10 protein-coding genes and 1 pseudogene are annotated in these 15,527 nt (G+C 63.0%); 1 reads left to right on the top strand and 10 read right to left on the bottom strand.

The window, feature by feature from the left end; all coding sequences use genetic code 11:
- Positions 1 to 431: 431 nt before the first annotated feature.
- The 9 genes from NN5_RS11460 to NN5_RS11500 form a co-directional block, all read right to left on the bottom strand.
- Positions 432 to 2,933 carry a heavy metal translocating P-type ATPase gene (locus NN5_RS11460; protein ID WP_013833400.1) on the bottom strand — a complete coding sequence of 834 codons (2,502 nt, stop codon included), beginning with the start codon at positions 2,931 to 2,933 and terminating at the stop codon, positions 432 to 434.
- Between the two features lie 67 nt (positions 2,934 to 3,000).
- Complete coding sequence (locus NN5_RS11465; protein WP_051010054.1) at positions 3,001 to 3,336, bottom strand: hypothetical protein; 336 nt, start codon at positions 3,334 to 3,336, stop codon at positions 3,001 to 3,003.
- 238 nt (positions 3,337 to 3,574) lie between these two features.
- Positions 3,575 to 4,258 carry a ZIP family metal transporter gene (locus NN5_RS11470; protein ID WP_013833399.1) on the bottom strand — a complete coding sequence of 228 codons (684 nt, stop codon included), beginning with the start codon at positions 4,256 to 4,258 and terminating at the stop codon, positions 3,575 to 3,577.
- 220 nt (positions 4,259 to 4,478) lie between these two features.
- Entirely contained in the window at positions 4,479 to 4,826 is a 348-nt protein-coding gene (locus tag NN5_RS11475) for a DUF190 domain-containing protein (protein ID WP_013833398.1), read from the bottom strand.
- Positions 4,826 to 8,083: an efflux RND transporter permease subunit gene (locus tag NN5_RS11480; RefSeq protein ID WP_013833397.1), complete on the bottom strand. Its 3,258-nt coding sequence runs from the start codon at positions 8,081 to 8,083 to the stop codon at positions 4,826 to 4,828. The genes NN5_RS11475 and NN5_RS11480 overlap by 1 nt, the downstream gene beginning before the upstream one ends.
- 3 nt (positions 8,084 to 8,086) lie before the next feature.
- Positions 8,087 to 9,247, bottom strand: coding sequence for an efflux RND transporter periplasmic adaptor subunit (locus NN5_RS11485; protein ID WP_013833396.1), 1,161 nt, complete (start codon positions 9,245 to 9,247; stop codon positions 8,087 to 8,089).
- Positions 9,248 to 9,344: 97 nt separating this feature from the next.
- The gene (locus NN5_RS11490) at positions 9,345 to 10,613 is read right to left on the bottom strand and encodes a TolC family protein (RefSeq protein ID WP_013833395.1); all 1,269 of its coding nucleotides are present in this window, start codon (positions 10,611 to 10,613) and stop codon (positions 9,345 to 9,347) included.
- A 60-nt stretch (positions 10,614 to 10,673) separates the two neighbouring features.
- Positions 10,674 to 10,988, bottom strand: a complete 315-nt coding sequence (locus NN5_RS11495; protein WP_051010053.1) for a hypothetical protein — start codon at positions 10,986 to 10,988, stop codon at positions 10,674 to 10,676.
- Between the two features lie 373 nt (positions 10,989 to 11,361).
- Positions 11,362 to 11,847: a transposase gene (locus NN5_RS11500; RefSeq protein ID WP_198409096.1), complete on the bottom strand. Its 486-nt coding sequence runs from the start codon at positions 11,845 to 11,847 to the stop codon at positions 11,362 to 11,364.
- A gap of 146 nt (positions 11,848 to 11,993) precedes the next feature.
- Between NN5_RS11500 and NN5_RS11505 the strand changes: the two are divergent.
- Positions 11,994 to 13,161, top strand: a pseudogene (locus NN5_RS11505) (IS110 family RNA-guided transposase).
- Positions 13,162 to 13,512: 351 nt separating this feature from the next.
- Here the strand turns inward: NN5_RS11505 and NN5_RS11510 are convergent.
- Positions 13,513 to 15,462 carry an FTR1 family protein gene (locus tag NN5_RS11510; protein WP_041559380.1) on the bottom strand — a complete coding sequence of 650 codons (1,950 nt, stop codon included), beginning with the start codon at positions 15,460 to 15,462 and terminating at the stop codon, positions 13,513 to 13,515.
- Positions 15,463 to 15,527: the final 65 nt, after the last annotated feature.

The following is a 15,527-nucleotide window of genomic DNA, read 5'->3' on the forward strand; positions in this document are numbered from 1 at the left end:
TGCTCTCACGGGCGGGGCGGCATTGCAGCCGCCAGTCGGAAATCAGCAGGCATGTTAGGCGACCTTATGTCATGGTCACCTCCCGCGCCGACACGGCGCACCGTCGATCACGATATAGTATGCCACGGCAGTCTCTTTCGACACTTGGCGCAGCTCCGTGTTGAGGCCGTACTCGCCGCCTTGCCGGGGAGCCTCCAACCCTACATCGGATTCACGGCCGCCGGACCGTTTGTCCATCTTGGATAGCGCGACCCCCGAGCGGCAATGCCATACTACTTGTGGACGATATCGGTCCACATCATTCAATTCTCAACCTTTTTCGCAAAACCTGAGGGTCCGCGATGCGCCGGCGCGTCAAGCGCAACTGAATGATATCACCCAACTACTTTTGAGGAATGGCTCTGAGAGATGTCCCGCGAGTCCTTACGGTACTATGTCTCCCCGTTGTCCCGGTAGCCAAGCAATCGCAGCGCATTGAATACCACGAGCAGGGTCGAGCCTTCATGCACTGCCACGGCCGGGCCGATGCCAAACCCCAAGATCGTCGCCGGGACGAGAATGGTAACCACGCCGAGGCTCACAAATACATTCTGCCGAATGATTGATCGCGTTCGGTGGCTCAGCCCGACTACAAAGGGAAGGTGCGACAGATCGTCAGCCATCAACGCGACATCTGCCGTCTCCAACGCCACGTCGGAGCCAGCGGCGCCCATCGCAACCCCCACCGTCGCGCTCGCCATAGCAGGAGCGTCATTTACGCCGTCACCCACCATCGCAACCTTAGTTGCGGCGCGAAGCTTTTTGATCGCTTCCACTTTGTCCTCGGGCAATAGATCGCCCCAGGCTTCGTCAATCCCGACCTGCTTCGCCACGGCCTCGGCGACACGTTGGTGATCGCCCGAGATCATGATCATTCGCGCGATCCCGATGCGACGGAGACGATCGAGCGCGTCTCTTGCGGCCGGGCGCGGCGTGTCCATGAGCCCGATGGCCCCTAAGTCTTGCTGATCCCGCCGGACCACCATGCTCGTCTGTCCGGCAGTCCTCAGCCTTTCGATTGCCTCCTTCATTTCCTGCGACAACGGGGCGATGCCATCAGTGCCGAACATCTCGGCCTTGCCGATGAGGACCTCGTCCTCACCAACAAGGGCTGAGACGCCGCGCCCCGTCAGGCTCTTCAGGCTTTCAGCTCGCGGGATGGAATTTTGTCCGACGTGATCGCGTCCATCGCGCGCGATCGCCCGCGCAAGTGGATGGTCGCTCAGACTTTCGACCGCGACGGCGATCGCCATGAGGTCTTCCTTCAGCACGCCATCGGCCGGGATAACTTGTTGGATTCGAGGCTCGCCTAAGGTGAGCGTTCCAGTTTTGTCGAAAGCTATGGCGTCGAGCGATCCAAGCAGTTCGAGTGGAGCGCCGCCTTTGACAAGCACGCCGCCCCGCGCCGCGCGCGCGACACCAGAGAGCACCGCGCTCGGAGTGGCGATCGCCAATGCACATGGGCTTGCCGCCACAAGGACTGCCATCGCGCGATAGAAGCTGTCCCGGAATGGTTCGTCGACAACGACCCAGGCAAACAGCAGCATGAATGCCACCGCCAGGACCGCGGGCACGAAGAAGCGTTCAAACCTGTCAGTAAATCGCTGGGTCGGCGATTTCTGGGTTTCGGCCTCACTGACGAGCTGAATAACTTTCGCCAGTGTACTTTCGTTCGACGAGCGCGTTACCTCAATTTCGATAAGCCCGCTGCCGTTGATCGTGCCTGCGAAAGCCCGGTTTGCAGCATCTATACGATCGGGATTTGCCCTTGCCGCCGCATCGTCCATCACCGGCCGCTTATCGACCGGCATGCTCTCGCCTGTCACAGGGGCCTGATTGATGCTCGTGGTACCTTTGACAAGAAAGCCATCTGCGGGAATTCGCGTGTCAGGCTTCACCACGATGAGATCGCGAGGGACCAACTCTTCAACAGCGACCTCTTCCGTGCCGCCGTCTTCGAGCCGAAGGAGCGCCGTTCGAGGCGCCAGTTCAGCCAATGCCTCAATTGCGCGTTTGGCGCGGCCCATCGCATAGTGCTCTAGGGCGTGGCCGAGGCTGAATAGAAAGAGTAGGAGCGCGCCTTCGGCGAAAGCGCCTAGCGCTGCGGCGCCGGCCGCCGCCAGCAGCATGAGAGTGTCGATCTCGAATTTCCGCAGTCGGAGATTGTCGATCGCCTCGCGCACGGTGAAGAAGCCGCCGGACACGTAAGCTCCGATGTAGAAGGCAATCGATAGCCACGTGGATACGCCAGCGTCGAGCTTGTCGATTGCAAAGCCAATCCCCAGCAACGCCCCACAAGCCAACGCAAAGATTAATTCCGTATTGGAACCGAGAACTCCGCCGTGATCATGATCATGACCGTGGCCATCGCCGTGTGCATGGTCGGCTCTCAAATCCTCCCGACCTGCGCCATGACTGTTACCGGCTTGGGCTCCGCCTGGAGCGGCGGCAGACCGCCGGACGCCCAATCGCGACAGCGCATCCACAATCTGCTTTTCGGACACCTGATCGCGGTCGAACTCCACGCGCACTAGGCCCGAGGCATTGGCATCTGCTTCAATTACGCCCGACATGGCGTGCAGTTGCTCGCTCACCGTACGCGCTTTTCTTTGGTGACCGATCCCGCTCACCGGCCACAGCACATGACCGTAGCGCTCGGCAATCGCAGCTCCCGCAGAGCGGGCGATGTCGCGGATGCGCGAAAGCGACAGCGTGTCAGAATCATAATGGATGCAGAGCAGTGCGGGCTTGCCCCCTTTGGCCGGAACGACATGCGCCTTTTCGATGCCGGCGCGCGCTGAGAGATCGGCTGTCAGCCGAGCCACACAAGCATCATCGGCATCGGGGATGTCGGGTAGGATAAGCGGAATTTCGAGTTGAATCTGGTCCGTCATGAAACCTCCTCAATGTTTGCTCGGGCCTGGTTCCGCGCCGATGCGGAAGTGCAAGGGCGCGGCCCGGTCAGGGAGGCGGGTGCCCGTCCCGTGGCTGATTGGAAGCGGCGCGCTGGCAGATTTGCGTTTTCGCGTCGGGGCGGATGACAACCACCCAATCGTTGGAGATCGAGAGGTTCATAGTGTCGCCGAAATAGGTGACGCCGGCCGCGGGCGCGGTTAGATGTTCGGATTCGCCATCAGGCAAAATCGCGGCCTCGACTGTCAGACCGTCATCGCCGAGAAATTCGACGCGCACCTTCGTGGCGTTCGCGCAGACGAAGCTATGGGTTCCGGTGAGCCCGGCACTCCCAGCGTCGGAGCTTTCGGGCGAACAGCCAGCGTTGGCCGCGAGCAGCAACATGGACGCCAACGGGACGCACGGCCGCCGCCGTTTCGTCGCCTCGCCGTGACACTGGCGGCTACAAACTTTCGCCGTGAACGGGGGGCAGAACGTCCACGGCGCGGGCCCTTCTCGCACAAGCGCGCATGAGGGCTTTGCGCTTGTGGGGGACCATTTCCGATGCCGTCGAGAAGGCTATGCCGGCGCTCCCGGGCTCGACAGGCTTTGCTCTCGATGGCGCGATCTGTCGGTGCTGGACTCACATAAGCTCCTCAAAAATGAGCAGCCCCAGGAAGCCCGCGAAGAACATGCCGGTGACCAGAGGACTGTCCGGACATTGGTGCGCATCGACGAGCAATTCCTCGGTTACGAGATAAAGGAGCGCCATGAGCCCAAAGCTCAGGAAGGCGACGATGATCGGCTGCGACAGGGTCGCTACCGGCATCGCCAGAACCGCGCCGAGAGGCAGCAGCAAACCGATCGCGGCAACGACGGCCACCACCTTCCAGGCTGCACGGACTGACTTACGAAGGTCGCTCGTGAGGGTCAGCCCGAGGAACAGGACCTCCAGCGTCAGCGCGATCGTCAGCAGAATTCCTGCCTTCTCGCCTGCGAGAAAGGCAAGGCCCAGCACCAGCCCATCGACGAGGATGTCGATGGCGACAGCGCCAATCATCGCTAGAGATCCGGTAGCTCTCTCTTCGAGAGCCTTCAGCAGCAGCATGGCGCCGACGCCGACCGTCCCGCCCACCAGGGTCGCGACCGGGGCCGCGTCGTGCTTGATCTGCGGCAGGATTTCGGTCGCCGCAGCCGCGAACACCACGCCGGCCGCCAGATGCTGCATGGCGCTGACAAAGCGCCCGCTTGGCGTTCGCAGGAGGGAAACGATCGCGCCGACAATGACGGCCGCGACAGGCATGATCGTGTAGGTGAGCGTTGACATCAAACCCCCTTTCGCAGGCAGGGCGCCGCTACACGTCCGACGGCTCTTTGAGCTTTCCCTGGGAATACCGGGCAATGGTGGAACCTCGCTTGACTTGCGTGGCCAGGGACTTGTCCGTCGCGATCAGCATTCTGTGCAGCCCGCGCCGGAAAACTGGTACAGTTGAGCGCGATGGGCTGGATCGCCCATCGCGCCTGGGCCGCTGCATCGATCGCAGCAATCACGCCTGCACGCCGACAGCGGCTTGCAACGCCTTGCCGCCGATCACCTCGACGGTTTCGAGCGTGATGATCCCGATGTCGGGAACATCCGCCAGCAAGGCAACAAACGCCCGTAGCGCATCTTCGACATCGATGATCTCGATGACCACCGCGCGGTTGCTTTCGAGGACATGACGGCGATGGAGCCGCGCCGAGCCGCCAAAACCCATCAAGGCTTCCAGGACGGTCACACCGGCGATTTTTTGATCGCGCGCCAGCGAAGCGACATATTCGAAGACCTTGCGGTCGCCGATATAGGCCGCTTCATCGGTGTAGATGCGCAGCAGCTTCTGACCCTTCTTTTCCATCATGCCTCTCCTTCAGCGGCTGCCGGCTGCTCACCGACTTCCGGTTCTGACTTTCTTCTCTTCCATTGGATGTTGAGGCCGAGGACGACCTTGGCGATCGCCGGCAGCACCAGCAGCGTGAGGATGGTCGCCGCGATGAGGCCGCCGATGACGGTCGTCGCAAGCGGCTTCTGGACCTCGGCGCCGGTGCCGTGCGCGAGCGCCATCGGCACGAAGCCGATCGCCGGCACGAAGCCGGTCATCACGACCGCGCGCATCTTTTCGGCCATGCCTTCGCGAATGGCCTCGGGCAGCGCGACACCTGCCTCCAGCCGCTCGCGGATAGCGGTCATCACGACGAGACCGTTGAGCACGGCGACGCCCGCCAGGCAGATGAACCCGACCGCCGCCGACACGGAGAAGGCGATGCCGGTCATGGCGAGGGTGAACACGCCGCCGGCAAGTCCCAACGGGACCGCGAGGAACACAGCCGCGGCACGGCCGAACCCGCCGAGCGCCATATAGAGCAGCCCGAAGATCGCCAGGAAGCAGAGCGGCACGACGATCGACAGACGGTCAGCGGCGGCCTGGAGATTCTGGAACTGACCGCCCCACTCCAGATAATAGCCTGCCGGCAGCTTGACCTGCGCAACCTTGGCCTGCGCCTCCGCAACGAAGGAGCCCGCGTCGCGGCCTTGCAGGTTCGCCTGAATCACGACCCTGCGCTTGCCGTTCTCGCGACTGATCTGGTTCAGCCCTTCGGTGAACCTGATCTGGGCGACCTGCGACAGTGGAACCGAGCTGCGCGCATAGCCTTCCTCCTTGGGCAGCATCACCGGGAGCGCGAGCACGTCATCAAGGTTGACCCTCGTGGCGTCCGGTACCCTTACGATGATGTCGAAACGTCGGTCGCCCTCGAACAGCAGCCCCGAAGCGCGGCCGCCCATGCCGGCGGCCACGGTATCGGCAACCTCCCGAACGGTGAGGCCGTACCGGGCGATGGCCGCGCGGTCGAACCGGACGTCGAGCGTCGGCGCACCGCCGGTCTGGTCCGCTTTGACGCTGGAAGCGCCGGGGATCGACTGGAGCACGCGCACGATCTCGTTGGCCGACGCCGACATCTTGTCGAGATCGTCACCATAGAGCTTGATGGCGACGTCGCCGCGCACGCCGGCGATCAGTTCGTTGAAACGCAACTGGATCGGCTGGCTGACCTCATAAAGCTGGCCCAGCTTGCTGCCGGCCGCTTTCTCGATCCGCTCGATCACGTCCGCTTTGGATTTGACGTCCCGTGGCCATTGGTCCTCCGGTTTCAAAATGACGAAGCCGTCAGAGACGTTCGGCGGCATCGGATCGGTCGCGACTTCCGCCGTGCCGGTTTTCGAGAACATCAGCTCGACTTCGGGCAGCTTGGTCACGGCCTTTTCAACGCCGCGTTGCATCGCCAACGATTGCTCAAGGCTGACGGAGGGCACACGGGTCGACGCCAGCGCCAGGTTCTTCTCGTCGAGCTGCGGAATGAACTCCGAGCCCAGCAATCCGAACACCGGCACCGCCGCGAGGAAGAAGGCCAACCCGCCGAAGATGAACGGCCAGGGCCGAGCGATCGCCTTGTCGAGCAGCGGCAGATAGCGCTCCTTCGACTTGCGGATCAGCCAGACGTCCTTTTCGGCGACCTTGCCCCGGATAAGCAGGGCGACCAGCGCCGGAACCAGCGTGATGGCGAGGATGAATGCCGCCACCAGCGCGAGCATGATGGTGATCGCCATGGGCGAGAAGGTCTTGCCCTCGACCCCGGTGAACATCAGCAGCGGTGCGAAGGCCAGCAGGATGATCGCCTGACCGAACACGGTCGGTTTGATCATTTCCTGACTGGCGTGCATCGTCTCTTCGAGACGCTCGCGCAGACTGAGCAAACGGCCTTCATGTTCCTGGCGGTGCGCGAGGCGGGCTAGACAGTTTTCGATGATGATCACCGCACCGTCGACGATCAGGCCGAAGTCGAGCGCGCCGAGGCTCATGAGGTTACCCGGCACCCGGAAGGCGTTCATGCCCATCGCCATCATCAGGAAGGAGAAGGGAATGACGAGGACGGCGATGATCGCCGCGCGCCAGTTGCCGAGCAGCAGGAACAGCGACGCGGCCACCAGCAAAGCGCCTTCGGTGAGGTTGCGCTCGACAGTGCCGACCGTGGCATTGACCAGCTTCGCGCGGTCAAGCACCACCTTGACCTCGACACCTGCCGGCAGGGTTGATTTCACTTGGTCGAGCTTCTCGTTCACCGCCTGAGCCACGACGCGGCTGTTCTCGCCGATCAGCATCAGGGCCGTGCCGACGACCGCTTCCTGGCCGTTCATGCTTGCCGCGCCGGTGCGCAGATCGCCGCCTATCTTCACATTCGCGATCTGGCCGACTGTGATCGGAGCCCCGCCGCGCGTTGCGGCGACGGCATTGCGGATTTCATCGACCGAGCGAATGCGCGCGTCCGCACGCACCAGATAGGCCTCGCCGCCGCGATTGAAGTAGTTGGCGCCGACCGCGAGATTGGCGGCTTCGAGGGCTTCGCCCAACTCTGTATAGGAAATGCCGTAGCTCGACAGCTTGACCGGATCGGGCTCGACCACGAAGGTCTTAGCGTAGCCGCCGATCGAATCGACCCCGGCCACGCCGGGAACCGTGCGCAGTTGCGGCCGGATGATCCAGTCCTGCACCGTGCGCAGATAGCCCGCCTTCGCGACTTCATCAGTAAGGCGGTCGCCTTCGGGCGTGAGATAGCTGCCGTCCGATTGCCAGCCCGGCTGGCCGTCGACTTTCTTCGCGCCTTGCCCGTCGGGGTTGGCATAGCCGACGGTATACATGACGACTTCGCCGAGACCCGTCGTCACCGGCCCGATCTGAGGCTGCACGCCCTGAGGCAGATTTTCCTGCGCCTGGATGAGCCGTTCACCGACCTGCTGCCTTGCGAAATAGAGGTCGGTGGAGTCCGAGAAGATCGCGGTGACCTGACTGAACCCGTTACGCGACAGCGAGCGTGTGGTTTCGAGACCAGGAATGCCGGCCAGCGCCGTTTCAATCGGATAGGTAACGAGTTTTTCCATTTCGACCGGCGACAGACCGCGGTCGACCGTGTTGATCTGGACCTGGTTGTTGGTGATGTCCGGAACCGCGTCGATCGGCAGCTTGGTGAGTTGCCAAACGCCAAGCCCGGCGATCGCGAGGAAGAGGAACAGCACCGCCCACCGCGCGCGGACTGACAATGCCATAAGAGATGCGATCATGGCTTATTCCTCCTCGCCCGCGCCCTTGCCGAGTTCGGCCTTGAGCAGGAAAGCGTTGCGGGTGGCGACCGTCGCGCCGGACTTGAGTCCGGAGACGATCTCGACCCGGCCTGCACTGCGCTGGCCGAGCGTTACGAATTGCGCGCGGAAACCCTGGGCTGTGCGAAGGAACACTGCGTCACGACCGTCGACGCTCTGCACGGCATCTTCCGGAACCACGATTGCGTTCGTCGGCGCGCCCTGACTGGGCATTAGCCGCACGCGCACACCGAGGCCGGCCTGCAGGATGCCACCCGGCACTTCGATGAGCGCCGTGGCAGCGCGGGTTTCTCCGTTCAGAGTCGGCGTGACGGCACGTATCCGGCCCTCGACCGTTCGACCGTCAATAAGTTCGATGATGGCGTGATCACCGGTCGCGAGACGTGCCACATCGCCGGGATTGATCGCCGCCTCGACCTGAATTTTGCTCGGATCAGCGACCCGAAACAGCTCGGCTTCTGGCTGGACATACGCACCGAGGCTGACATTCTCGGAGGTCACCCGCCCGGCGATCGGGCTTGCCACGATAACGCCACGGCCGTCCTTGGTGACATTAGCCGCGCCAACGGACACCTGCGCTCGCCTGGCTTCGGCTTCGGCCGCGGTGGCCTCGGCTTCCGCGCGCTCAAGATCGACCCGCGCCGACACATTCTGCTCGAACAGGTAGCGCTCGCGAGCAAGCGCTTTCTGCGCAAGAACAGCCCTGGCCGATGCGGCCGTGCGATCTGCGGCGATCTGTGCCGCATCGCGGCTTTCGACGATCGCCAGCGCTTCTCCGGCGCGGACCGGATCGCCGAGCCGCTTGAATACCCGCGTCACCGCGCCGCCCGCGCGTGCCGTTACCAGCGCTTCACCCGTGGGTGAGGCTGTGACCTGGCCTTGCACCAATATCTCCGAGCCGAGGCCGCCGGCTCGAACGGTCTCGACAGCAATTCCGGCATCGCGGATTGCGTCTGGCGTCATCGCCAGACTGTCCGACGGTGTTTCGCTTTCAGCACTGTCTTTGGCGGGCGCGGATGCCACCGACGGATCAGCCGTACAACGTGCGACGCTGAAACCACCGATTGCAGCCAGCAAAACTGCGCCGGTGACACCGCCAAGGAGTCGTTTGTCCTGGGTTATCATTGAAAATCTCCGAAACGGATCGAGCAGCGGCCAGTCAGGGGCGCGTTCAGCTCGGAATGGGGAATGGGGAAGGTGAGGATCAGCGAGGCGGAGGCGGTCATGGCGTCGCCCCAGCCACATCGGGCGCCGGTGTCGTCAGATGCGCCAGGCGCGCCTCGGCGTCGTGATAGGCGACCAGCGCATCGACGAATGCGCCTCTCGTGTCGGCCAGAGTCCTCTCCGCATCAAGCAGATCGAGCTGGCTGAAACGGCCTTGCGCATAACCGATCCTGGCGATGCGGGCCGTTTCGCTTGCTGCCGCGAGCGCGGGTCCGCCCGTCGAGCGCGCGGTTGCGGCCGCGTTGGCAAGCTCGGCCTGCGCGGCGGCGATCGCCTGTTCGGTGTCGAGGACAGTGACCCGCCGCTTCGCATCGACCGCCTGCCGTTCGGCCTGCGCTTGGCTCAATGCAGCACGACCGCTATTGAACAGCGGAAAGGGAATGCTGACCCCGAATACCGCCGCCGTGTCGCCAGTTGCGGACAGCCGCCGTGCCCCGGCGCTTAATGTGACGTCGGGGATACGTTGCGAGCGAGCGAGACGCACTTGTGCGCTTGCCGTGGCCACGTCGGCTTCGGCGGCGGCCAGGATGAGCGTTCCGTCTGCTGAAGCCGGTCGCGTCGGGCCATATCCGCCGACCCGATCGAACCAGCCGGCATCCAATGGCCCCGCAACGGGCTCGCCGATCAGGCGTCCAAGGTTCTCCCGCGCAACGGCCGCCTCCCGCCGTGCCTGATCGAGCGCGACGTTGGCATTGACGCGCTGAACGTCGGCGCGCTGCTGCTCGATCGGAGAAGCGGCGCCGGCGGTTACGCGCGTGCTGGCCGCGCGAAACCCTTCATCCGCGAAACCGGCGAGTTGACGCGCGATCTCCACCCGCCGCTCGGCCGACGCTGCCGCGATATAGGCCTGGGTTACGCGCTCGCGCAGATCGGCGAGCGTGATGGCGGCTTCAAGGCGCGCTCGCAGGCTGCGCGAATCTGCAACGGCGATGCGTGCTGACCGCTTGCCGCCCAGTTCGATCGGCAATGCCAGGCCGGTCATGACCTCGGCGCTCTGCGTGCCACGATAGAGACCTGAGCCCGCGACGTTCTCGACCTGAACCTGGACTTCAGGATTGGGCCGGAGGCCCGCGACGGTGCGCGCCGCGTCAGCCGCGCGCACGCCAGCGTTGGCAGCCTCAAGGTTGGGTGAAGAGGCTCCGGCCGCATCCAGGGCACGTTCGAGCGTATATGGGGGTGCCGAATGCGGCGGCGACGCGGCCGTCTGCGCCTGTGCGATCGACGCGCAGGACGACACGGCCAGCAGGGCCGCGATAAAGCGATGCATGATTTAAAGGCTCCTGACAGTTTTCCAGAAAACCCCGGAACTCGGGGCAAAAGGACGCTGTCAGGCGCGTGGAGGACGGTACGCGGGGTAAGTTGGCGCCGAAGAACCGTCCACGGCATTGGCGATGGACAGCAAGGATTTGATCATGCTGACAAGGCTAATCCTGCTCTCGCGTGCCGGTTCGGCGATGTGATGGCCATGACAGGTCGCATGGTGATGCGGCGTACCTTTGTCGATATCGGACGGCACTTCGTCGCGATCGCCCTCAAAGTGCCCAAGCGCCGAGGCGGTCTCACTGTCGATGCAAGCAACCGGCTCTGCGGCATGCGCCATCACACCCGTGGCCAGGGAAATCGAGAGCAGGACCGCAAGCATGACAGATAGCCATCGCATAGCTCTTGAGCTATCATGCGTCGGCTCGCGAAGCAAAAAAAATCTGGGGCCAATAAGACGCCCATTTCACAGAAAGTTATAACATATCTAGCCCATTTAGATTCGGCTGATTACGGTTATTAAATTGCGGAAATACCCCACTGTCCGTATAAAAACATGTTTGTGCTTCGCGTGCCCGCGACACCTTCCCCAAACAGATTCCAATTTCCCGCCGCGACAGCAATCAATTCGTATCTTCGCTACTTAGGAGGTTAGCGCAATGGTATGCCTATCTGGTTAAGGTGTTTCACCCACGGCCAGCGCTTGCGGATGGCATCGAGAATGGCCTGGGCGCCTGCGCTGTCCGAGTTCAAGGCTAAAGCCCTTCCCGGCTAAAGCCCTTCCCGGCTAAAGCCGGGGGTTTGAAACCAAAGGTGGGACAATCAACCAGTGTTCCGGTCTTCATCATCACCGCCTTTGATTTGAGCTGCGTGGTCACGGCTTCAAACAGTGTCCGGTCAAGCCTGTGGGCAACCAGCAGCCTGCGGAATCTGACGAAGGCTGTACGTTCAGGCGTCGCTTCATTCGCGGAAAATCCGCAGAGGCGGCGAAAAGAGGCTCGATCGTAGAGCGCTTTGGCCAGCTTCACGTCAGACAGGTCGTACCAGATCGACAGAAGCAGGGCTCTCAACATCGCCAGCGGCGGCCAAGCCGGCTCGCCCTTGGCAGCCGGATAGAGCGGATCGATCAGCATCGCGACCTGGCTCCCGTCGATCAGCGATACCAACGCGTCGAGCGATGAAGCCGCTCGCTCACGCCCTGCAAAACCAACTTGCTCCTGTCCAATCGAACGTTGCGCCACCTGCCGCTCTCCTTCTAGGAAAGCCTATAGAATCAGCTATCAATGCCCCTTTCTACGCCCACCCGCTCACAGATCCCATGACGAGGTGGATAGCGATCGACACTCTGGCAGAGTGAGTTTGCTGACCACACTCTCAGGAGGCCGATATGCAGATTGCAACTGACCGTACCCAAGCGTCGACCGCTATCCCGACCGATCTTGGCGCGATTTTCGTTTCAATGGAACTGAGCCGATCGATCTGGCTGATCACCTCGCTATTGCCCGGCAGCGGCGAGAAGCTGTCGAAGCATGTAGTGCGCGCCTGGGATATCGCCGGTTTATTGGCACGCTTTACCCAACTGCAGGCAAAAGCGCAGGCGCGAACAGGACGCAGCTTTCCAATAATCGTGATCCAGGAAGCCGGCCTTGATGGCTTCTGGATCCACCGCGTTTTGCGCAAGGAGGGGATAAAAAGCCACGTCGTGGATCCCGCTTCAATTGCGACCTCACGCCGTCGTCGTCGCGCAAAGACCGACCGGATCGACGGCGAGGCGCTGGTCCGGGCCTTGCTGGCCTATAAACGAGGGGAACCACGTGTGTGTGCGATGGTCAGGGTGCCAACACCCGAGGAAGAGGATCGACGTCGTATTTGTCGCGAACGCAAGGTTCTGATCGCGGATCGGATTCGCCACGCCAATCGCATCAAAGGCCTGCTCTTCGCGCGGGGGGTGACAGGCTATCAGCCGCTGCGCCGCGACCGGCGGGAGCGGCTGGAAAAACTCATGACCGGCGATGGCCGTCCGCTACCGATGCATCTGAAAGTCCAGATTGGCCGCGAACTCGACCGGCTCGAACTGCTGCTCGAGCAGATCAGAGCGGTGGAGGCCGAGCGGGACGCGCTGCTTGCCGCGGAAACTACCGCCATGCCGGCACCAGCCGCAATGCTGCTCGATATCAAGGGCATTGGCCCCGAGTTCGCCGCCATTCTCTGGTCGGAAGGCTTGTTCCGGCACTTCTCCAACCGGAGAGAGGTCGCTGCCTATGCGGGGCTGGCGCCAACGCCCTGGCAGAGTGGATCGGTCGACCGCGAACAGGGCGTGTCAAAGGCGGGGAACCCCCGGCTGCGCACAACGCTGATCCAACTGGCCTGGCTGTGGCTCCGCAACCAGCCAGAATCGGCGCTTGCCCAATGGTACCAGCAACGGGTCCGATTCAACGACGGCCGGCTGAAGAAATCGATGGTCGTGGCCTTGGCCCGAAAACTGCTGGGTCGCGCTGTGGAAATATGTCACCGCCGGTGTCGTCATCGAGGGCGCGTTGATGAAAGCCGCTTGACCCTTTATCCAGCCGTCATTCCAATCCTCAGGACCTGATCAGTTCTGACGGATCCAGGTGGACGAACCGAAGGAGACCGTGGCTTCCATAGCCGTCGCACAGAATGGTTTCGTCTTCCTGAGCCCAGCGGCCGCAAGCGGGATATTGGTGCAGCCGTCACGAGCGGCGACCGAATGTGAGGTTGATCGTGCTCGGCAACGAGCCGCGTCTTGTCGAAGGGTTCAGACCTCGGATACGCGAGTACTGGAGATCATGGATGTCGCCCTAACATCCCTTGCCCCAAGCTCGTCATGTGAGGTCTCCTAGTTGCTATAGGGTCAAGAAGAATTTTGCCGGCTGGCTCGAAACCTATCAGGTGGCTGCAGCCCGGCGACGATTCAGGACGAATCCCCCGCCCACGGCCACAAGCATCAACAGTTGCGCGCCCATCGACTGGAATGTTGGAAAGATGCCGAGCATCGAAACGCGAATGCCGCCGGCAAACGGTGCGATGTCGATGATGCCTGCTTCCTGTAGCGCCGCCACGCCCTTGCCAGCGAGCACGATGGTGAGGATGGCCATCAGCCACGCGCTGTAGGCGAAGAATTTCGCGATCGGCAGGTCGCGGCTGTAGCGCAGCATCGCCCAGGCAATGAATCCGAGCAGCAAGACCGCCGAGCCCGCTCCCGCCAGCATCATGCCGCCATTGCCCTGCGTCCAGAGCGCGGCATAGAACAGGATCGTCTCGAACACCTCGCGATAGACGACGACGAAAGCGAGGCCGAACAGGAACCAGGCCGACTGCCGCGACAGCGCGCGCGACATCTTCTCGCGGATGTAGCGTTGCCATTGATCCGCCTGGGCTTTGCCATGCATCCAGATTCCCACGGAGAGCAGGACGACGGCCGCGAACAGCGATCCGAACCCTTCGGTCAGTTCGCGGCTCGCGCCGCTGATTCCGATCGCATAGGTCGCGATCGCCCAGGTCAGGGCGCCCACCGCCAGCGCGCCAATCCAGCCGGCATGGACATAGGGCAGCACTTCGGGCCGGTCGGCCTTGCGCAGGAAGGCAATCATCGCGACGACGATCAACAGCGCTTCAAGGCCCTCGCGCAGCAGGATGGTGAGAGCGCCGACGAAGGTCGATGCACTGCTCGCCGCGTCCGGAGACAGCGCAGCTTCCGCGTCATCGAACAGACCACCGAGCACCTGGACGCGGGTCGCCACCTCGTCGGCCGGGCGGCCTTGCTGGAGCGATGCGCGGAATTCGCCCATGGCGCTCTCGATATGCCCCATAAGCGTTGCGTCACGCGCGGTCAGCATGGGTTCGAGCGGCTCGAACCCGTCGAGATAGGCCGACAGCGCTAATTCCTGCGCCGCATGGCGATTGCCCGCGCGATAGGCCGCGAGGCTCTGCGCCAGCTTGCCCCGCGCCACGTCAAGCGAGCCCGGTGCCTGCTGAACCACGGCTTCGGGGTGGCGGCGCAGATAGGCTATGATCGCATCGGCCTGCTCGGGCCCCATGCTCTTGGCGAGCGTTTCCGGGGTCAGCCCGGCCAGTGCCGTCAGATCGGGAATCCTTTGGCGAAGGCTGGGATCGGCTTTCCATAGCCGTTCGCCCTCCTTAGCGGCCGCATCGGAAAAGGCGAAATGTCCCGCATAGAAAGCAAGCGCCCAGCGATCATCAGATGGCAGCGATGAGAAGCTTTGCATCGCCGTGCCGTCGATGCCCTGGTCAATCACCTGATAGAGCGCGAAGGGACTGCGCTGGCGGGCCCGGGCGACATCGGTGAACGCGATCGGCGGGGTGGCGAGCTTGGCGGCGTTCGGGCCACGACCATCGCCGGCCGCACCGTGGCAGCTCGCGCAATTCTGGGCGAAGAGCGTCGCGCCACGGGCGAAATCGGGTGCCTTGGCCGGAGCAAGCGGGACCGGATAGGCTTTCAGCAGATCGGCGGCGAGACCATGGGCAAGATCGGCAACCTGGCTCGGCGAGCCCTTGGCGGCAACGACCGCCTGAAGCCGTGTCGCGCCCTCGAGGAGCCGGGCGCGTTCAGGCGTTGGCGGCAGCGCCGCGAGGCGCGCGGAGACCGACGCCGCGAACTCGGTCATTTCAGCATATTCGGAGGCACTCTTGATCCTGCCTCCGGAGACCGCATCACCATAGTCGACCGCCATATAGTCTAGAAGCCGCCATGCGGTCTGGACATCCGCCGTTTCGGCCTGGGCGATGGCGCTTGCACCCAGTGTACAGAACACGGCACCAAGCACCGCCAACATGCGGAGCGCCCATCGGTGGCGTGAGGGCACTTGCACGCGAATCGGCAAAAGGCGGAGGCGGGACGGGGACGTAAACATCCTCCTCCTTTAGACCCTCTAGCAGCTAG

Origin of the sequence: Novosphingobium naphthalenivorans NBRC 102051 (genome assembly GCF_001590985.1) — a bacterium.
Taxonomy (GTDB): domain Bacteria; phylum Pseudomonadota; class Alphaproteobacteria; order Sphingomonadales; family Sphingomonadaceae; genus Novosphingobium; species Novosphingobium naphthalenivorans.